Source organism: Sphingomonas sp. 3-13AW (genome assembly GCF_049311085.1).
Lineage (GTDB): Bacteria > Pseudomonadota > Alphaproteobacteria > Sphingomonadales > Sphingomonadaceae > Sphingomonas.
The window spans coordinates 103,518-123,939 of record NZ_JASNVZ010000004.1 but is presented as its reverse complement, the minus strand read 5'-3'; the positions used below and the strand labels follow the sequence as shown (position 1 = coordinate 123,939).

Here is a 20,422-nt window from a genome sequence, read left to right as displayed (position 1 = left end):
ATCAACTGTCGCGCGGGTTGGGGGAATTAAAAATTGCGGGTAGCTGCGCCCAATTCAGGGGAGGTTGTTGCCCTGCGCTACCGGCCTGATATCGACGGATTGCGCGCGCTGGCGATCCTGCCGATCCTGCTGCTGCATTGTGGCGTCACACGGCTGCGCGGCGGGTTTGTCGGCGTCGACATCTTCTTCGTGATCTCGGGGTTCCTGATCACCGCGATCATGGTGCGTGATATTGCCGAGGATCGCTTCTCGATCACGCGATTCTATCGTCACCGGATCGTCCGGATCCTGCCCGCTTTACTTGTGATGATGGCCGTTACGCTTGTACTCGGCTGCATCATCCTGCTGCCCAACCAGTTGCGAGATCTCGGGCGCAGCGCGGCTGCGACGAGCGCCTTTGCCTCGAACATCTATTTCTATTTGACGTCGGACTATTTTGCGGCGGCGTCGGACGCAAAGCCACTGGTCCACACATGGTCGCTCGCGGTGGAGGAGCAATTCTACTTGCTCTATCCGCTCCTCTTGTGGGCTCTTCGCGGTATGGCGCGGCAGCTGCTCGCCTGGGTGATCGGCGGGATGGCGCTCGTCTCGTTCGTGGCAGGCGGGTGGCTCGCGATCTATCAGCCTTCTGCCGGCTTCTTCCTGCTGCCGGCCCGCATCTGGGAGTTGTCGCTCGGCGCGCTTGTTGCGCTTGGTGCGGTGCCGGCCGTGAGGCGGGGATGGCAGCGTGCCGTCCTGTGCATCTCCGCGATCCTGGTGATCGCCGCCAGTTGCGTTGTCGTCAGCAGCGCGTGGCCGTTCCCGGTCCCCTTTGCCCTGCCGGCGGCGGTCGCTGCAGCGGTGCTCATCGCCTATGGCCGCGACGGGCCCTCGGCGCGGCTGCTCGGTTGGACGCCGCTACGCGCGATCGGCCTGATTTCGTATCCCGCCTATCTCTGGCATCGTCCGATCATTGCCTTCTATCAGGCGCGGCACGGTTCGACGCTGGCGCCCCAGGAGACGGTGCTGTTGCTCGCCGCGACGCTGACGGTAGCCTGGGCGAGCTATGCGCTGATCGAACGCCCGGCGACGCGGCGCTGGCGTAGCGGAACCGGGCTGATGCCGCACGGTGTCGCGATCGCGTCCCTGGCCGCAATGGGGGCGGCGGGGCTGACGATCGCGGCGAACGCAGACGCCATTCGCCCGTTGCCGCCGAAGCTGGCTCGAGCGGCCAGCTATATGGGATGGGACGCAACCCCCGAGGGCAAACGGCAATTCGCGGCGGACCGCTGCTTTGCGCTGCCGACGGGTCCTGCCTTCTCGCCCGACTGTCTTCGCCTGTCCGCGACGCAGCCCAATATCGCGCTGTTCGGGGACAGCCATGGCGCGCACTTCTCGCAAGCGCTGCACGAGCTGATGCCGCATGCCAACATCGTGCAGGCGACCGCGGCTGGGTGCCGGCCGCTGCTGCGCGGGAAGGGCTTGGCTCCATGTCGGGTAACGATGGACATGGCATTTTCCACGTTGGACTTTGCGCGCATCGATACCGTCATCCTGTCGGCACGGTGGCTCGACTTCGAACAGCCGGCGCTGCTCGCCACGATCCGTTGGCTTCGCGCACATGGTACGCACGTGCTCGTGATCGGGCCGTCTGTGGAATATGACGCGGATCTGCCGGTGCTGATGGTTCGAGCCGCGCGCGAACACGACCCCGCGCTTCCCGAGCGCTACCGGTTAAACGACCGGATGGAGCTTGATCGCGCGATGGCAGCGCCGGTGCGGGCGGCGGGCGCAACCTATGCCTCTGCCATCGAGACGGAGTGCGGGGCGGAGGGATGCCGTCTTGCCACTGCCGATGGCACGCCGCTCCATTTCGACCATTCCCATTTCACACCGGCGGGCGCGCGCGCTGCGCTTGCCGGGATCCTGGCGCGCTATCCGGTCAGTCGGCCCCGCCCGGCGTCATGACCGGCCGGTGGCGGCGACGCTTGCGCATTTCCCGCATCAGATCGTCCCCCTCCTGCTTGGTCGGGGCGACCCGCTTTTCTCCGAGCGTTGCGTAGTGCGCAAAGGCGGCCGCGAAGAAGAACATCGTGCTGACGATGCCATCCCGTTCGAACAGCCCGCTTTCGGTGATGTTGTGGCCGATGCAGAACATCAGCATTGCCGCGATCAGCGCGCCTTGGCCGTTGGAGATCCGCTCGCTGACCAGCAACCGCGTTAGCGGCCAGACGGCCATCGCGAAGACCATCATCGCGAGGCCCGGAATGCCGACCGCCACGAGTTGGTCGAAATAGCCGGAATGGCCGATGTAGATCATCGTCACATAACCCTGGCCATATTCGAACACCGGGCTCAACTTCTGGATGTTCCAGAACGAGCCGAACCCCGCCCCGAAAATCGGATGATCGGCGGAGTAACGCAGCAGTGTCGACCAGATTAGTCCGCGCCCGGTGAACGCCTTGGGGTTGAGAAAGTTGGAGGTGACCATGTCGGCATAGGCGCTGGTCAGAAACCAGACCAGCGACCCGCCGATGGTCAGGATCGGGATCAGATAGCGCCTCATCTTCAGGCTCACGAACTCAAAGATCAGGCCCCCCAAGGACGCGAGCACCAGCATCCCGCCGGAGGTCTTCGACTGCGACCTAAACAGGAAATAGCCCGCCACCACGATCGCCAGGATCCGGACAGCGGCGGGGATTCGCTTTGCGTCGAATATGAACATGATGATGCAGAGTGCGCAGACCGCGCCGGCGAAGTTCTTATGGCCCAGGAATCCGCGCCAGTTCCCGATCAACGCCGTGGGTATTTCTGAATCGCGCATCAAGTGGATGCCGATCACCGGGTTGGTCGCGACAAAGATATAGGAGAGCAGCACCGAGATCAGCAGCGCATATCGCAGAATGTCGGAACTCAGCTGGTAGCCTGCGTGGCGTACGAGGCTGAATACCGTCCACGCGACAAGCGTCGTCGCGAACACGCGGCGAACCGCCACGCCGGGGTCGATCGCCCAGGTCAGGCTGAGCCAGCACCACGCAAATGCGAGCAGTAGCGGCCAGGGCATGGCGATCAGAGACGTCGGCGTCGCGGTCGGCCGGATTGCATAGAGCGTCAGCCCGAAGATCAGGATGTAGCCCAGCTGACGCTCGACGCTGCCTTCGCCTGCCGCGGTGCCCTCGACGATCGTCATCAGGGGGCCGAGCATCACAAGCGCGATCAGCGCCATCAGTGCGATCTTGAGAGGTGTACGACGATCCGGAACGATCACGCCCGCGCGCGATCCGTCGGATTTCAGGTTCGGCGCGAGGTTGTTGAGCCATGCGCCAGACGAAAGGCCCGCGCCCTTCGGTTTGTTCGCGCTGCCGGGGCCTGAAGTCATGGAAGAACTCATGTAGGAAGGATGCGTTCGGCGCGTGAACGGAGGATGCGCTGCGCCGATGTTCTACGGATTGCTTCGACAAGCGTCCAGCGGCCGCTCGTGCTGTACGTCGCGGACCAGAACATCTGCGGCTTAAGTTGTGCCGTGCTGATCAGCAGGCCAATCCCGGCACGCTGCCTCACTGGCCCTGGGCACATCAAAAGGATCGCGGCGGTCCAGCCTCGCTCGGTTAGAAAGGGGTCAGTCTTGAGGGGCGCGCGAAGGTCTGGCGGTCGACGCTATCGCGCTGGCGGATCGCAATCCGGTGCCTGGAGCCGATATAAAGGTGGCGTGCGTTGAAGTCCCGGATTACCCGCACAAAAGCGGAAGAGTATCCCTCGGATGCTCGCTCGCGCGGGTGCGCTGCGCTCTGATGAAAACCGCTGTTGAGGCCCATGGAAACACCCAGCTCGACCCTTCTCCAACTCGGCTGGAAGCCGTTCTTTAGCCGGCAGCTGTCGGGCGAGGACTGGCAACAGTGCCAGCCGGTCCGGGTGATGTCGGTGCATCGGGGCATGGTGAGCGTCGCGGGCGAAGCGTTCGACGATTCGATCCCTTCCAGCCTGTCAGAGAGCAAGGGGCCGGAGGACCGGCCGACCGTCGGCGACTGGGTGCTGATGGATCGCGAGAGCCGGCGGATCGTGCGCATTCTCGACCGGACGAGCCTGTTCAAGCGGCCCGCCCCCAGCGACGACCGGCGGCTTCAGCTGATCGCCGCGAACGTCGACACGCTGTTCATCGTCACGTCGTGCAACCAGGACTTCAACGTCGCACGGATCGAACGCTATCTGGTGCTGGCGCGCGAGGTGCGCGTGCGGCCGGTCGTCGTGCTGACCAAGGCGGATCTGGCGCCGGAACCCGAGCAGTTCGTCGAAGCGGCACGGGCGCTTCAGGCGGAACTGCAGGTGGAAATGATCAACGGGCGCGATCCGGCGAGCGTCGCGCCGCTGGCGGCCTGGTGCGGGGTGGGGGAGACGGTCGCGCTGGTCGGATCGTCCGGCGTCGGCAAGTCCACGCTCGTCAATTCCCTGACCGGCTCCGATCGCATCGCGACGCAGGCGGTGCGCGAAAGCGACGGCAAGGGGCTGCACACCACGACGGTGCGCGAGATGCACCGGCTGGGCTCGGGTGCCGAGGGCGGTGGCTGGCTGGTCGACACGCCCGGTATCCGCGAGCTTTCGATGTCCGAAGTGCCGGTAGGCGTCGCCGAGGTGTTCGAGGACGTGACGGCCCGCGCGCTGGAATGCCGGTTCACCAATTGCGGACATGCGGATGAGCCCGGATGTGCCATCCGCGCCGCCATCGCAGAGGGCGTGCTCACGCCCGCCCGCGTCGAACGTTGGCGCAAGCTTGCCAGCGAGGATGTGGTCAATACAGGGTTCGCCGCGGTCCGCCGCGCCCGCATGGCCGGGACCCGCAAAAGGAGATGACACGTGGCTGATCTATACCTCAGGGCATTGGAGTCCGAGCGCCGCAAGCTGTGGGCCGAATGCCGCCTGAAGGGGCTGGCGAAGGGTACGCCGGAGCGGCTTCGCATCGACGAACTCGACCGGCTGCTGGCCGAGCACAAGGCGAAGTCCGCTAACTGAGCGGAAGCGGCCGGGGCTTCACGGAGGCCCCCGCTCGGGCGCGATGCCCGACAGCGGAGGGGGCGACGGCTGGTGGCAAAGCTCCGGACGTCGCGGTAAGCGCGAGGCGTGCAGTCCGTTCCAGATCCGGCTCCCGGTCGACACCCCCCTATTCACGCCCATGGCATAGCGTGGACGCCCGCCGGGTGCCCAACCAGGGCTTTCTCTTGAGTTCGGCCGCCGCCCAACTTGCCGAGACGGCGCTGTATCCGCCGGTGAAGGCGTTCCTTGAGCAGCAGGGCTTTGACGTCAAAGGCGAGGTCTGCGGCTGCGACGTGGTGGCGGTGCGCGGCGGGGACGCGCCGATCCTCGTGATTGCCGAGCTCAAGCTTTCCTTCACGCTGGAACTCGTGCTGCAGGCGGTCGACCGGCTGCGCTGCGCCGACCGCATCTACCTCGCCGTCGTGGCGAGCCGGAGCGGCCGCGACCAGGATCGACGGGTGCATCGCCTGTGCCGGCTGCTGGGCCTGGGGCTGCTGGCGGTAGACCTGAAGCTGCGCGCGGTATCGGTGGTGACGGAGCCCTCCGCCTATCGGCCGCGCGCCGACCTGGCGCGGCGATCGCGCATCCTGAAGGAGCATGGCAGGCGCAAGGGCGACCCGACCGAAGGCGGATCGTCGCGCCAGCCGATCATGACCGCCTATCGCCAGCGCGCGATCGCCTGTGCGCGGGCGATCGGCGGCGGCACTGCCCGGCCACGCGACCTGAAGCATCTTGCCGACGACGCCGGCGCCATCCTGCTTCGCAACGTCTATGGCTGGTTCAGCCGGGACAAGCCGGGCGTGTACCGCCTCTCCGACGCGGGCAGGACGGCGCTGGCGAAGCTGGAAAGCTGAGGGGCCGGCGAGGGCCCCAGGGTGATTACTTCAACAGTGCGGCATCGGCCCAGACGGCGGGCTGGGAGAGGCCGTTCGCAGGGGCGCCGGCACGGGCGACCAGTTCGACGATCTTGGCGCCGGCGACCTTCGCCTCCAGCGTGGTCGGTGCCTCCCCGAACTTCATCGGCCGCGACTTGGCGAGCAGCCGGCCATCGGCCCAGACCTCGAAGGTGATCGTGCCGGACTGCGGATTGCCGGAATCGTTCACGCCGACCTTGGACGAGAATCGCGAGAAACCCTGGTTGCGGACTTCGAAGCGGGAGTTGGCGAGCACGCCGAGCCCGGTGTCGAATTCCTTGCCGGCGACGCGCAGCAGCTTGCCGCGCGGCGCGCGATCCGCCTCTGCACCGCCCCAGCCGCCATATTGCGGATGCTCGCCGGCACCGCGGGTGCCGGTCCAGGGGGTGATCGAATGATAGATGGTCGGGTCCGGCTCCGGCGTCTGGACGCCGTCGGCGGCCGGATTGACCATGCCGGTCATCTCAGAGAGATAGCGCCCGTCGGGAAGGCGGCGGGTGCCGGTGGCGCGGAACACCAGCGTTTCGTGCGGGGCGAGCGTGACCGGCAACTGGCCACGGAATTGCTGCTCCTGCTTGCTCCACAGGTCGCGCAGGCGCACATCGGCGGTCCCGAGCATCTTGAGATGGCCGGCGGTGAGCGTCGCCTTTGCTGGCTGTGCGGTGCGGTTGAACACGGCGACGCCCTTGCTGCCATCGGCCAGCGTCTTGACGAAAATCTGGACCTCGTCCGAGTCATAGGCGAGCACTGCCTGGTTACCGGCCGGATCCTGGTTAAGCGCGACGAGGTCGGCATTGCCGAAGATCGAGAGCAGTTCCGGCGTCAGCTTGCGCAGGTCGTAGCCGATGATCAGCGGCGCGTTGAGCATCGCCCATAATGCAAAGTGCGAGCGCGCCTCCACCAAGTGGGCCGCATCGAAATCGCCGGTGCCGACGTAGAGCATGTCGGGGTCGTTCCACGAACCCGGATGGGCATAGAGCGCGCGGTGAGTGACGGTGTCGAGGTTGGTGAGCATTCGCGCCCACACCGGCTGGATGTCGTCGCTGGTCCGCGAGGAATTGCCGACGTCCTTGCCCCAGGCGCGCACGTCGCCCGCACCCCACAGGCACAGCGAATAGACATAGGGGCGACCGCCCGCATGGGTACGGATGGCGGTGCCGACCTGTTCGTACAGGCGGCGGACGGCGGCCACGTCGGATCCGCCGAGCGACTGCATGTCGACCAGCGGCGTGAGCGCACGATAGAGGCCTGAGCGGACCCGCGGCGCATTGGCCGGCAAGCCGCGGATGCCGCAGGCGTCGACCTTGATGAAGTCGAAGCCCCATTCGGCGAAGAACAGGCGGATATCCTGGTCGACATGGCCGTAGAGGCCGACCTCGCGCTCGGCGACGCTGCCCTCTGGCTGGTTCTTGAAATCGGGCGTGTAGATCTGGCCGCAGCTGTTGCGGCCGATGTCGGAATAGATGCCCGCCTTCAGCCCCATGGCATGGAGCTTGTCGGTGAGCGGCCGGAAGCTGGGGTTCTTGCCGGTCGCTGCCGAGGGGAAGTGGCTGGTGCGGATCATCAGCCGGCCGTCGGGCTGGCGACGCTTCAGCCACCAGCCGTCATCGATGTTGACGTAGCGATAGCCGAGTGCCGCCAGCCTGGTGTCGAGAAGCGCCTGGGCCGAGGCGAGCACCTTTTCCTCGTCCACGTCGCTGTTGAACGCGTTCCACGAGTTCCAGCCCATCGGGGGCACGGGCGCGTGCCCGTCGGTGTTGGCACTCCAGCGCCCGGTGGGAGCGAGCGGGTCTGCCGAAGCAGCGGTGCCGCTGAGTGCGAGCAGGGCCGCGCCCGCCAGTGCCAGGCGGTGCAAACGTGCCGGCCGAACCATCTTGTGTCCTTTCATTATTTCGGAAGCACCGGCGACTGGCGCGCGGTGAAGGTCGCGGTCTCCCCGGGCGCGCCGGTTCCCGGCTGGCCCCCGCCGACCGTCACGCGATAGCTGCCCGGGGCGACCGAGCGGGTGCCGTCGACCGCGACCGAGCTGAGGTCGCGCGGCGACAGGTCGAAGGTGACGGTGCGGCTTTCGCCCGGGCGCAGGGCCACGCGCTGGAACCCGCGCAGCGCGACGCGCGGGGCGCCGGGGCGGTGGGGGAAGTTGAGGTAGAGCTGGGCCACTTCCTCGCCCGGGCGATCTCCGGTGTTGGTGAGCCGGGTTGTCACGCGCAGGCCGTTCTCGGCACCTCCGCGCGCCGGTGCGACCGTCAGCGGACCATAGCCGAACCGCGTGTAGCTGAGGCCATGGCCGAACGGATAGACCGGGGTCCCCGTGAAGTAGCGATAGGTGCGCCCTTCCATGGCATAGTCGCCGAACGGCGGCAGGTCCGCGACACTGCGATAGAAGGTGAGCGGCAGGCGGCCCGAGGGGTTGGTGCGGCCGGTCAGGATGTTGGCCGCGGCAAGGCCGCCGACTTCGCCGGGGTACCACGCCTCCAGGATGGCGCCGGTGTTCTCCTTGGCCCAGGCGAGGTTGATCGGGCTGCCGTTCATCGCGACGAGGACGATCGGCTTGCCGGTCGCGCGCGCCTGATCGAGCATGGCGAGCTGATCGGCGGGAAGGTCGAGCGTGGTCTTGTCGCCGCCCGAGAAGCCGGGGACGGTCACGCCGGTCTCCTCCGCCTCAAGATCGGAAGTGAGGCCGACCACGGCGACCAGCACGTCGGCGGCGGCCGCGGCGCGCTTCAGCTCGGCGGCCGGGGCGTCCGACACCCGTTTCCAGACGAGATCGACGCCCTTGCCCTCGATGCGGAAGGGATAGCGCTTGCCGCCGGTCAGCTTGACGGTCGTCATGCCGGGCAGGTCGTTCCAGCGCGCCTTGCGCCGGTCGGAAATCCGGGTGCCATCGAGGTCCAGCGTGGCGCCCGTCCCGGCAAGGCCGACGCGATAGGTGCCGGTTTCGGGCGGCACGAGGAAGCCGGTCCAGACGGTGCGATGCACGTCGGCGACCTTGGCAAGTTCCAGGTTGCGGTCGCCCACATCCGGCTCGATCCGGGTGACGACCGGTTCCGACTGGTATTGGACAGTCGCCAGCACCTTGTCGCGGGTGCCCGGCGCGAACTTGGCGGGGACCGGGGAAGCCGGATTATAATAGCGCGCCAGCACGCCCGGCTTGCCGTCCGGCGTCTGCAAGGCGGAGGTGGGAACCCGGTCGCCGTCGGTCATCGATTCGCCGAACGGCACCAGCGTCACCTGGCTCGCGCCAAGCGTCGAGCGCAGGCCGTCGACGACCGAAATCGGTGGCCCCGACAGGGTGGCGGAGTAATTGCCGCGCAGCACGCGGGTCGCATCGCCCAGCGGGCCGATCACGGCTACCTTCACGCCGGTGCGCAGCGGAAGGATGCCGTCGTTCTTCAGCAACACCATCGAGCGCTCCGCCGAGGCGAGTGCGAGGCGACGATGCTCCGGCGCGCCGACGGCACTGGTCGGGATCTTGCCCGGCGCGCCTGCCAGGCCCGGCAGGTCGCCGGTGCGATAGCGCGCGGCAAAGAGGCGGATCAGGCTGCGGTCGACATCCGCCTCGGTGATGAGGTTGCGCTGCAACGCCTCCCGGTAGCGATTTTCCAGGCCGGCGGTGTCGTTCATGGTCGAGTTGTTGCACTCGCTGTCGACCCCGGCGCGCATTGCCGCGGCAACCGCCGCCGCGCTGTCGGGTGCGTATTTGTGGTGGTCGGCGATGTCCTTCACCGCGTCGCAATCCGACACGACATAGCCGTTGAACTGCCATGCGCCGCGCAGATGTTCCTTCAGCAGCAGGTCGCTGGCGCAGGCGGGCTGCCCGTCGATCCGGTTGTACGCGCACATTACCGATCCTGCGCGACCCTCCACGATCGCGGCGCGGAAGGCGGGGAGGTAGGTGTCCTCCAGGTCATGCGCCGATACGAACACGTTCGCTTCATGGCGAGTGCCCTCCGGACCGCTGTGCACCGCGAAATGCTTGGGCGTGGCGATGACATAGGGGCGATCGGGGTTGGGGCCCTGCATGCCGCGCACGAACGCCACGCCCATCGACGCGGCGAGGAACGGGTCCTCGCCATAGGTTTCCTGGCCGCGGCCCCAGCGCGGATCGCGGAAGATGTTGATGTTGGGCGACCATGTGTCGAGCCCCGTGCCCATGCGCCCGTTGCGGCCGGTCTCCCGGCCCAGCGTGTGCAGCGCGCGCACTTCGGTGCTGATCGCGCCGGCGACATCCTGGATCATCGGCGCGTCGAAGGTCGCGGCGAGGCCGATCGGCTCCGGAAAGTTGGTCTGGGAAAGCGGGCCGAGGGCGCCGTGCAGCGACTCCGTCCACCAGTTATAGGCGGGGATGCCCAGGCGCTGAATGGCGGGCGCGACGTTCAGCAGCTGTGGAAGCTTCTCCTCGATCGTCATGCGGGCGACCAGATCGCGCGCCATGACGATGGCCGGGTCCGCCTGTGCCTGCTGGCTCGCCGTCGCGGTCGCGGGCTTGCGCGCCAGTGCCGGTGCGAAGGCCAGCGCGATGCCGGCAGTCGCGAGTGCTGCCGCCTTGATGTGCATCCCCATCATCCTCTCCTTGCTTGCAGGGTGCGCCGCTGCGCCCGTGCCTGGTGTCGTTGCATTTTGGGACGGCTGATCCGGTATCGGGAACGGCCGACCGCACGGTCCGGCGAGAAGCGCAAGAGCGCGGAAGGTAGCGCTCACAATATTCGCCATGTTCTTCAATGCAAGGACTCAGAGCGTTGCAGCCGATTTATGGGCGCCCTGCGTAGTCGAGGGGCGTCGCCAAGAGTCCGGAAACACGAGATCTTTTGCAGTGATGCACGGCGCCTAACGACTTGGGTCCGGGGCAGCAGCTCTCCTTGCAGGGGCTGCCGGACAGGGCGGGCGGGAAGTAGCCGGGACTTGAATAGGCGAAGGATCGGCAGGTTCTTTCAAGCTGATGTCGGACTATTGACAACATCCAGTCGCCGTTTAAGGGGACATGGTAACGTTACCTAAGATGATCGCCAAGATCGCGGGGGTTTCGACGTGGTGCCGCGGAGCGGTGCGCACGACGCGCAGGAGAGGATAGCCAAGGTGGAAAATCGGCCTGAACGAACGCTTCGCATGCCGCGCCACCGGGTGATGGGCTGAAACCGATAGCGGCCGATCGCCGCGCGGGGGCCAAGGCCTCCAGCTAGCCAAAATCAATCAACGCTCCGAGCGATCCATGCCGCGGCAGATGCCGGAGCCAAGCAAACAACAAAAAAGGGAAAACGGATGCACGCGAAGAGGTTTCTGAACGATAGCGCTCACATCCGGCCGGGCGTCGCCCGGCTGGCAATCGCTGTCGCGTGCCTGATGCCGGCCACTGCCTGGGCGCAGGATGCAGATCAGGCTCCGCCGGCCGCGGAAGTCGTGGCCGTACCCGGAGCAGAGCCGGAAACCGCCGCGAGCGCCCCTGAGGATATCGTTGTCACCGGTTCGCGCATCACCTCGAGCGGCTTCAACGCGCCGACGCCGACGACGGTGATCGATTCGAGTGCAATCGCCGCCAATGCGCAGCCCAACGTCTTCACCACCATCGCGCAGCTGCCGTCGCTTCAGGGCTCGACCGGCACCAGCACCGGCACGTTCAGCACCTCGAGCGGCCAGCAGGGGCTGAGCTCCTTCTCGCTGCGCGGCGTGGGCGCGATCCGCACGCTGACCCTGCTCGACGGCCAGCGCGTCGTCGGCGCGAACGTGACCGGCGTGCCGGACATCAGCCTGTTCCCGCAGCTGCTGATCAAGCGCGTCGACGTGGTCAACGGCGGTGCATCGGCATCCTATGGCTCCGACGCGGTCGGCGGTGTCGTCAACTTCATCACCGACACGCGCTTCGAAGGCTTCAAGGGTAACGTCCAGGGCGGCATCACCACCTATGGTGACAACGAGCAGGGCCTCATCCAGCTCGCTGCGGGCAAGAGCTTCCTGGGTGACCGTCTGCACGTCGTCGCCAGCGGCGAATTCGCGAAGGAAGCGGGCGTCAGCGGCGACGGCTTCGGCATCGACCTGGCCGGCGGCCGCGACTGGTTCCGCCAGTCGACGCTCATCAACCGCAACGTCTTCAACGACGGCTCGCCGCAGTATCTCTACCTAGATAATGCACAGCCCTATAACTACACCAAGTACGGCCTGATCACCGCCGGCCCGCTGCAGGGCACCGCGTTCGACCAGTCCGGCAACCCGTTCCAGTTCCAGTACGGCTCCAACGGCGTGCCGCGGCGCGACGCGGCCGGCACCGTCGCCGGCTGCTATCCGGGCTTCTGCATCGGCGGCGACCTTTCGGGGAACGTCGACGCGGGCCGCTCGCTCCAGTCGGGCATCCAGCGCCTGAACGGCTATACCCGCATCGGCTATGACTTCGCGCCGAACAACGAGATCTACGTCTCGGCGAACATCGCGCAGGTAAAGACGAACAACGTGCCGGTCGCCGGCGCGAACCGCCCGAACCTGACGATCCAGTGCGCCAATCCGTTCGTGCCGGCGCTGGTTCGCTCGGCATGCGCGACGGCGGGGATTACCAACTTCCAGTTCGGCACCAGCAACGCAGCCGTCGGTGACGCCAAGGTGCACACCGATCGTCGCCAGTATCGCTTCGTCGTCGGTGCCAAGGGTCGCCAGTCGGTGTTCGGCTCCGACTGGAGCTACGACGCCTATTATCAGCGCGGCCTCAACTACTCCGACATTGACGTCAGCAACGTGCTGATCTCGCGCCGGTTCAACCAGGCGATCAACGCGACCACGCTGAATGGCGCGATCGTCTGCGCCGATCCGGTCGCACGGGCAAATGGCTGCCAGCCGTTCAACGTCTTCGGCGGCAATCCGTCGCAGGCGGCGCTGGATTACGTCCTTCCCGCCAACGGCCCGTTCCAGCGTACGCGCCAGACCCAGGATGTCGTCAGCCTCAACTTCTCGGGTTCGCCGTTCAGCCTGTGGGCTGGGCCGGTGTCGTTCGCGTTCGGCGGCGAATATCGCCACGAATATTACAAGGTGCGTGCCGACGCCTATGGCGCGGGCATCGCGAACACGCCGTTCGACGACGCCTATCCGGCCGACCCGGTCCTGCTGCCGGACGGCAACAACTGGTATGCCGGCAACTACAAGAACGGCAACGGCGCCTACAGCGTGAAGGAAGCCTTTGTTGAGGTCGACGTGCCGATCCTCGACTCCGACACGCTCGGCCGTGCGAACATCAACGGCGCCGGCCGTGTCACCGACTACAGCACCTCCGGCACCGTCTGGGCGTGGAAGGTCGGCGGTACCTGGGATCTGCCGGTCGACGGTTTCCGCCTGCGCGGCGTGACCTCGCGCGACGTGCGCGCGCCGAACCTGTCGGAACTGTTCGCAGCCCCCGTCACGACGACGCTGCCGAACTTCTTCGACCCGTTCAACAACCAGAACGTGCTGGTCATCCAGAACACCATCGGCAACACCAACCTGACGCCGGAGATCGCGCGCAACACGACGGCGGGCATCGCGTTCGCGAACTCGTCGTGGCTGCCGGGCCTGAGCGTGTCGGTCGATTACTACCACATCAAGATCACCGACGTGATCTCGAGCCTGGGCGCGCAGGAAATCGTCAACCTGTGCTACTTGGGAATTCGTCCGGAAACCTGCGGCGTGTTCAACCTGAACAACCAGTCGGGCCCGAACTTCGTGAACGTGCAGGCGTTCAACCTCGCCTCCATCGTCACCGAGGGTGTCGACATCGAGGCGAGCTATCGGTGGCAGCAGCCGCTGGGCCTGCCGGGCACCTTCACCGCGCGCGTCCTGGCGACCAACATCCGCAAGTTCGTGACCGACACCGGCCTGCCCAACCAGATCCCGGTCGACAGCGCGGGCGTGAACATCGGCAGCACGCCGGACTGGAAGTGGCTGGCGCAGCAGACCTATGCGACCGACCGCTTCTCGATCCTGCTTCAGGAGCGTTGGTTCAGCGACGGTGTGCTCGGCAACCAGTATATCCAGTGCACGCCCGGCAGCTGCCCGACCTCGACCAACAACCGGCCGACCATCGACAACAACTTCATCCCGGGGTCCTTCTACATGGACGTGGGCGGTACCTATAACGTGACGGACGCGGTGACGGCCTATTTCAAGGTCGACAACCTGTTCGACAAGGAGCCGGAGCCCTCGCCCTACTTCGTGAACCCGGCTTTGTACGATGTGCTTGGCCGAACCTTCCGTGCTGGCGTACGCTTCCAGTTCTGACGCATCGGTCCGGGGGCGCGAGCTCCCGGACCATTTGCCGCCAGGCGGTGCCGGTGCGGCGAAGGAGATTTGACGTGAAGCTTTTCCGACTGGCCATTCCGCTGTTGCTGGCGACGTCCCCGATGCATGCGGCTGTTGCTGCCGGGCCCGAGCGGCCGGTCGGCGCCAACCCGATCATCCGCGACAAGTTCACTGCCGATCCCGCACCGATGGTCGATGGCGACCGGCTGTACCTCTACGTCGGGCACGACCAGGCGCAGCGGGACGAGATGTTCAACATGAAGGAATGGCTCGTCTATTCCACGACCGACATGAAGAACTGGCAGGACCATGGTCCGATCATGAATGTCAGCGACTTCAAATGGGCGAAGAAGGACGCCTGGGCGGCCCAGACCATCAAGAAGAACGGCAAATACTGGTTCTATGCCGCGGTGGAGCATGACAACACCCACCCGGGCAAGGCGATCGCGGTCGCCGTGTCGGACAGCCCGACCGGTCCGTTCGTCGATGCGAAGGGATCGGCGCTCATCACCAACCAGATGACGCCCAAGGGCACGCACAGCTGGGAAGATATCGATCCCACCGTCTTCACCGACGATGACGGCACGACCTGGATCGCCTGGGGCAACCGGCAGGCCTATATCGCCAAGCTGAAGCCCAACATGATCGAGATCGATGGCGAGATCACCGAGATCACGCCGCCGCATTTCGAGGAGGGCCCGTGGCTGCACAAGCGCGGCAACCTCTATTACCTGACCTATGCCTCGCTCGACCGCAGCACGCATCGTGACGAGCGCGTCTCCTATTCGACCGCGCCGTCGATCAAGGGCCCCTGGACCTATCGCGGCGAGCTTACCGGGTCGGGCAAGTACAGCTTCACGATCCACCCGGGCATCACCGAGTTCAAGGGCAAGTGGTACCTCTTTCTGCACAATGCCGCGCTGGAGATCGGGGACCTGAACGGGTCGATCGGCCGTCGCGCCGTCACCGTCGAGCACCTCCAGTACAATCCGGACGGGACGATGGTGCCGGTGGTCCAGACCGACGCTGGCGTCACCGCACCGCCGCCGCCGCGCAAGAAATAACTCGTCGCCGGCCGGGGCCCCACGGGGACCCCGGCCGCATGGCGGTCAGTCGAAGTTCTTGCGCTCCAGGGTGAGCCGGCCGTCCTTGCAGAAGCCGCAGTTGCGCCCCTGGAAGCGCCGCGCCGCCGTCGGATCATTCCTCAGCCGCCAGTCGAGCCAGGCGGTAACGACGCTGGCGCCGACGCCGCCGTGCGGCTCCATATAGGTGCCGCCGTGGCCCACGGGGATGTTGACCAGCGCCGCCGGGATATGGCGAATGCGCTTATAGTCGTCGGTACCGTTCGCCACCGCGATGTCGGTGGGGCCGCCCAGCACGTAAAGCACCGAGCCGCGTAGCGTCTTCAGCAGTTCCTTGTCCGAAACCACGCCCTGGATCGGGTTGGTGCCCGGGCTGAAGAAGCCGCTGTTCATGATGACCGCGGTCTTCACGCGCCGGTCCTGCGCCGCCGAAAGCGCCTGGAGCCCGCCGCAGCTGAAGCCGGAAGCGGCCACCTGATCGGTGGCGATGCGCCCCTTGAAGGGGCTGTCGGCGCGGTCGTTCTCTCGCTGTGCCCAGTCGATCGCGTCCGTCAGCGCGCGCGTGGGCGTCGCCGCCTCGAGCCGGCCGACCGGGCCGGGAGCGGGTTCCGGGCGATCTGCGCGCGGGATGACGCCGGATGCGATCACGAGATAGCCGTGCGACGCGATTTCGAGCAGGTGGTTGCGCGAGCTGGTGCCGTCGGCGCTGCATCCGCCGTTGCCGAACACATAGACCGGCAGTGCGCGCTGCCCGAGCGCATCGAGGTTCGCCGGGCGATAGACGACATGGTCGGGCAGGTCCGGCCGTTCCTCGTACAGCGCCGGGAAGGGGCCGCTGCCCACTTCGGGAGCAGGATCGGCCGCGTGGGCCGAGGCACAGAATCCAGACAGAATCGCCACACCGGCAAGCGCGCGCAGTCGCATCCATGATCTCCTGACGTCGTTATGTCAGGAGCGAACCTGTCACGGGTGCCCCGGCGCGGCAATGGCCCCCGCCGGGCGTGCCCGATCAGTCCGGGCGGGAAGGCCGCTCCGTCGATTCCCGCTCGATCAGCTCGTGTTTCAAGACCCGCGGGCGGCGCGCGACTTTCGCCGGGCTGGAGCCTTCGCGCATCTCGCGGATCAGGAGCTGCAACGCTTCGGAGGCGAGTTCCTGCACCGGCTGGCGGATGGTCGTGAGCGGCGGCCAGAGGGTCACTGCCGCGGTGCTGTCGTCAAAGCCGGTGACGGTGAGGTCGCCGGGCACGTCGAGGTGGCGGCGGTGCGCAACCGAGACGACCGCGGCGGCCATGTCGTCGTTGCTCGCAAAGACGGCGGTCGGCGGGTTCGTGGCGTCCAGCAGCTGCTCGCCCGCGACCAGCCCGGACGCATAGCTGAAGTCCCCCTGCACGACCTGGGTCGTGACGTCGCCGGCCTCGTCCACCGCTTCCTCAAAGCCCTGCAGCCGCTCTGCGCTGGCGGACTGGTCGGGATTGCCGAGGATGAAGCCCAGCCGCCGGTGGCCGAGTTCGATGAGGTAACGGGTCATGTCATAGGCCGCCGCCCGGTTGTCGATGCCGACCGAAATCGCCCCGCGGGCGGTGGCGCCGACGACGGCGACGGGCAGGTTCGCATCCTGCACCACCTGGCGCACCGCGGCGACTTCGCCCAGCGGCGGCGCCAGGATGATGCCGCCCACGCCCGAAGCGATGAGGCCCTCGACCGCTTCCTTGGTCGGCGGCTTGCCATCCTTGCCCTTGAGCAGGATGAGCTGGGCGGCACGCGACGAAGCTTCCTCGAACACACCCGCCAGAAAGTCGCTCATGAACGCGGCGCTGGGATTGGAATAGACGACGCCGATCCGGATCTCACGCGACGTCACCAGGCTGCGCGCCATCATGTTGGGCTTGTAGTTGAGTTCGCGGATCGCCTCCGTCACCAGCGCGCGCGTCTGATCGCGCACGCCCGGGTCTGCATTGATGACGCGCGACACCGTCATGGGTGAGACACCCGCGTGTTTGGCGACATCGATGATGGTGACCCCGCGGGGACGTCGGGTAGGCTGTACCAAGCTTTTCTCTGAACCTCGCGAGCAGGATATAGGGGACGTGCATCGCCAGTTGCGACCTCGTCAATGCCCTTCGACATTCGACTTTGGTCGCAATCTTTCATCACGCTGCGTGCATCGGTCGCAATAACAGGTCTATTCTCGGCGCAGTGCCTTGCGCTAGGCGCTCCCGAACGCCTACGAGCGACGTGGTAACGTTACCGGGAGGGGTGCGGCAGGGTGAAGCGTTTTCCCTATATTCGCTGGACGATCATCGGCCTGTTCGTCGGTGCGATGGTCATTAACTATTTGACCCGCAGCATCCTGGGCGTGGCGGCTCCGGCCATCATGACCGAGCAGAATATCTCCTCGGAACAATATTCCTGGATCACCGGTGCCTTCCAGATCGGCATCATGTTCCAGCCGGTCGCGGGCTATCTGCTTGACCTGATCGGGCTGAAGACCGGCTTCTCGCTGTTCGTCATCGTCTGGTCGCTGATCACCATGGCGCATGGCCTGGTGACGGGCTGGATGGGCTTTGCCGCGCTGCGCGGGGCGCTGGGCGTGGTCGAGGGGTCGGGCCAGCCGGCGGGCATGAAGGTGGTGGCCGAATGGTTTCCCGCACGCGAGCGCGGGGTGGCCGGCGGCATCTATCAGATCGGAGCCTCGTTCGGCGCAGTGCTGGCGCCGCCGCTGGTCGCCTGGGCGGTGCTCAACCACAGCTGGCGCGCGGCCTTCTTCGTCGCGGGCGGGCTGGGGCTGATCTGGGTGATCGCCTGGCTGTTCTGGTACGCGCCGCCGGGGCGTCACCGCGCGCTTTCCAAGGGCGAGCACGACCTGATCGTCAGCGGGCAGGAGGCGTCACTTGCCAAGCAGCGCAAGCGGCCGCCGATCGGCGAGCTGCTGCGCCGCCGCAACCTGTGGGCGATCGCGGGCGCGCGGTTCCTGGCGGACCCGGTGTGGGGCATGCTGTCGCTGTGGATGCCGCTCTACCTGGTGCAGGTCCGCAACTTCGACCTCGCCCAGATCGCGATGTTCGCATGGCTGCCGTTCCTGGCGGCGGATCTCGGATGCCTGTTCGGCCCGGCGGTGGTGGCGTGGCTCCAGCGGCGCGGCGTGAACCTGATCGACGCTCGGCGCGGCGCTTTCACGCTGGGCGCCGTACTGATGATGGGCATGATGTTCGTCGGCACCGTCGACAGCCCCGTGGCCGCGGTCGCGCTGCTGTCGCTTGGCGGCTTTGCCCACCAGACGCTGTCGGTGACGGTGATCACCATGTCGTCCGACCTGTTCCCGCAGGATCAGGTCGCAACCGCCACCGGCGTCTCCGGTACTGCCGCCAATCTCGGCGTGCTGATCTTCACCCTGGTGCTCGGCTCTCTCGTCGACGAAGTCGGCTACCAGCCCTTTTTCATCCTGCTCGGCCTGCTCGACCTGCTCGGCGCCGCGCTGCTCTGGACCTTGGTGCGAAAACCCGCATGACCATCCGCAACCCGATCCTTCGCGGCTTCAATCCCGACCCGTCGATCGTCCGCGTCGGCGACGATTATTATGTCGCCACCTCCACCTTCGACTGGTTCCCGGGGGTGCAGATCCATCATTCCCGGGACCTCGCCAACTGGCGGCTGGTCGCGCGTCCATTGTGCCGCCCGGGCCAGCTCGACATGCGCGGAAACCCGGACTCCTGCGGCGTCTGGGCGCCGGACCTGACCTATGCGGACGGGCGCTTCCACCTGATCTACAGCGACGTGAAGCGCTATGGCCGCACGACCGTGGACGGCGCCAAGGGCGCGTCGCTGCGCGACTTCCACAATTACTGGAGCTGGTGCGACCGGATCGATGGCGACTGGTCCGACGCCGTCCACCTCAACAGCAGCGGCTTCGACCCGGCGCTGTTCCACGACGACGACGGGCGCAGCTGGATCCTCAACATGCTGTGGGACCATCGGCCGGGCCGCCGCCGCTTCGCGGGCATCGTCGCGCAGGAGATGGACCTCACCAGCGGACGGATGCTCGGCGAGCGCCACGTGATCTTCGAGGGCACGTCGCTCGGCTTCACCGAGGGGCCGCACGTCTACAAGCGCGACGGCTGGTACCATCTGCTGGTCGCGGAAGGCGGCACGGAGCGGAACCATGCGGCGGTGATGGCACGGTCGCGCTCGCTGCTGGGGCCGTATGAGGTGCATCCCGATTGCGCGGTGCTGACCGCGCGCGACAAGCCCGACGCGCCGCTGCAGCGCGCCGGCCATGCCGACTTGGTGGAGACGCCGACCGGCGAGACGTGGATGGTCTATCTGTGCGGCCGCCCGCTGCCGTCGAGCGACCGCTGCGTGCTGGGGCGCGAAACCGCGATCCAGCCGATGCGCTGGTGCGAGGACGGCTGGCTGCGGACGCTGGACGGCAGCGCCACGCCGGTGCTGGAAGTGCCGGTGGACGGCGCGGACAGCGTGGAAGCGCTGACCGAGGATCGCCATGCGTTCGACACCGGCACGCTGCCGGAGCCGTTCCAGTGGCTGCGGACGCCGTACCCCGAGGAAATCTTCAGCCTGGATGCGCGGCCCGGGCATTTGCGGCTCTATGGTCGCGAGACCATCGGCAGCTACTTCACCCAGGCGTTGGTCGCGCGCCGGCAGCAGGCATTCCGCTATCACGCGCAGACGCTGGTGGACTTCGAGCCCGAGCATTTCCAGCAGGCGGCCGGGCTCACCTGCTATTACAACAGCACCAAGCTCCATTACCTGCACGTGACCGCCGGCGATGCGGGCGAGCGGCAGATCCAGGTGCTGTCGGTACTGCCGGAAGGTGAGGGGCGCAGCCTCCTGACCGATCCGATCCCGGTCGGTCCCGGCCCGGTCGAGCTACGCGTCGAGGTGGACCATGAAGCGCTGCGCTTCGGCTATCGCATGGCCGGTGCGGACACGTGGCAGTGGCTTCCCGAGACGTTCGACGCCAGCATCCTGTCCGACGAGGCGACGCTGCAGGGCCTGCCGAACTTCACCGGCACCTTTGTCGGGATGGCGTGCCAGGACATGTCGGGCGCGGGCCGTCACGCGGACTTCGCCTATTTCCACTATGTCGAGCATGCCGACGACGGCACGCCGTTTCCGCACGGCGAGGGCTGAGGCCGGAAGCACAGCCGG

Annotated in this window: 13 protein-coding genes; 8 read left to right on the top strand and 5 right to left on the bottom strand. The window is 66.7% G+C overall.

Going from position 1 to position 20,422, the window contains the following annotated elements; translation table 11 throughout:
- Positions 1 to 33 precede the first annotated feature (33 nt).
- Positions 34 to 1,947: an acyltransferase family protein gene (locus QP045_RS06985; protein WP_422514253.1), complete on the top strand. Its 1,914-nt coding sequence runs from the start codon at positions 34 to 36 to the stop codon at positions 1,945 to 1,947.
- On the opposite strand, the gene QP045_RS06980 is transcribed toward QP045_RS06985, so the two are convergent.
- Positions 1,922 to 3,358, bottom strand: a complete 1,437-nt coding sequence (locus QP045_RS06980) for an O-antigen ligase family protein (RefSeq protein WP_422514252.1) — start codon at positions 3,356 to 3,358, stop codon at positions 1,922 to 1,924. The genes QP045_RS06985 and QP045_RS06980 overlap by 26 nt on opposite strands.
- A 434-nt stretch (positions 3,359 to 3,792) precedes the next feature.
- Between QP045_RS06980 and rsgA the strand changes: the two genes are divergently transcribed.
- From rsgA to QP045_RS06965, 3 genes are all read left to right on the top strand, one after another.
- Positions 3,793 to 4,827, top strand: coding sequence for a ribosome small subunit-dependent GTPase A (gene rsgA / locus QP045_RS06975; protein WP_422514251.1), 1,035 nt, complete (start codon positions 3,793 to 3,795; stop codon positions 4,825 to 4,827).
- A gap of 3 nt (positions 4,828 to 4,830) precedes the next feature.
- Positions 4,831 to 4,986, top strand: a complete 156-nt coding sequence (locus QP045_RS06970; protein WP_422514250.1) for a hypothetical protein — start codon at positions 4,831 to 4,833, stop codon at positions 4,984 to 4,986.
- Between the two features lie 170 nt (positions 4,987 to 5,156).
- Positions 5,157 to 5,861, top strand: coding sequence for a DUF2161 family putative PD-(D/E)XK-type phosphodiesterase (locus QP045_RS06965; protein WP_422514249.1), 705 nt, complete (start codon positions 5,157 to 5,159; stop codon positions 5,859 to 5,861).
- A gap of 25 nt (positions 5,862 to 5,886) precedes the next feature.
- On the opposite strand, the gene QP045_RS06960 is transcribed toward QP045_RS06965, so the two are convergent.
- Together QP045_RS06960 and QP045_RS06955 are read right to left on the bottom strand one after the other, a co-directional pair.
- The gene (locus QP045_RS06960) at positions 5,887 to 7,794 is read right to left on the bottom strand and encodes an NPCBM/NEW2 domain-containing protein (RefSeq protein WP_422514248.1); all 1,908 of its coding nucleotides are present in this window, start codon (positions 7,792 to 7,794) and stop codon (positions 5,887 to 5,889) included.
- 14 nt (positions 7,795 to 7,808) lie between these two features.
- On the bottom strand, positions 7,809 to 10,484 hold the full coding sequence (locus QP045_RS06955) for a glycoside hydrolase family 3 C-terminal domain-containing protein (RefSeq protein ID WP_422514247.1): 2,676 nt from the start codon (positions 10,482 to 10,484) through the stop codon (positions 7,809 to 7,811).
- Between the two features lie 696 nt (positions 10,485 to 11,180).
- Here QP045_RS06955 and QP045_RS06950 point away from each other — a divergent pair.
- Both QP045_RS06950 and QP045_RS06945 read left to right on the top strand, forming a co-directional pair.
- Positions 11,181 to 14,153 carry a TonB-dependent receptor plug domain-containing protein gene (locus QP045_RS06950; protein ID WP_422514246.1) on the top strand — a complete coding sequence of 991 codons (2,973 nt, stop codon included), beginning with the start codon at positions 11,181 to 11,183 and terminating at the stop codon, positions 14,151 to 14,153.
- Positions 14,154 to 14,227: 74 nt separating this feature from the next.
- Positions 14,228 to 15,238, top strand: coding sequence for a glycoside hydrolase family 43 protein (locus tag QP045_RS06945; RefSeq protein ID WP_422514245.1), 1,011 nt, complete (start codon positions 14,228 to 14,230; stop codon positions 15,236 to 15,238).
- Positions 15,239 to 15,283: 45 nt separating this feature from the next.
- On the opposite strand, the gene QP045_RS06940 is transcribed toward QP045_RS06945, so the two are convergent.
- Both QP045_RS06940 and QP045_RS06935 read right to left on the bottom strand, forming a co-directional pair.
- Entirely contained in the window at positions 15,284 to 16,180 is an 897-nt protein-coding gene (locus QP045_RS06940) for a hypothetical protein (RefSeq protein WP_422514244.1), read from the bottom strand.
- Between the two features lie 85 nt (positions 16,181 to 16,265).
- Entirely contained in the window at positions 16,266 to 17,306 is a 1,041-nt protein-coding gene (locus tag QP045_RS06935) for a LacI family DNA-binding transcriptional regulator (RefSeq protein WP_422514243.1), read from the bottom strand.
- Between the two features lie 216 nt (positions 17,307 to 17,522).
- Between QP045_RS06935 and QP045_RS06930 the strand changes: the two genes are divergently transcribed.
- Both QP045_RS06930 and QP045_RS06925 read left to right on the top strand, forming a co-directional pair.
- Positions 17,523 to 18,764, top strand: coding sequence for an MFS transporter (locus QP045_RS06930; RefSeq protein ID WP_422514242.1), 1,242 nt, complete (start codon positions 17,523 to 17,525; stop codon positions 18,762 to 18,764).
- The gene (locus QP045_RS06925) at positions 18,761 to 20,404 is read left to right on the top strand and encodes a glycoside hydrolase family 43 protein (protein WP_422514241.1); all 1,644 of its coding nucleotides are present in this window, start codon (positions 18,761 to 18,763) and stop codon (positions 20,402 to 20,404) included. Before QP045_RS06930 ends, QP045_RS06925 begins: the two co-directional genes overlap by 4 nt.
- The last annotated feature ends 18 nt before the right edge of the window (positions 20,405 to 20,422 follow it).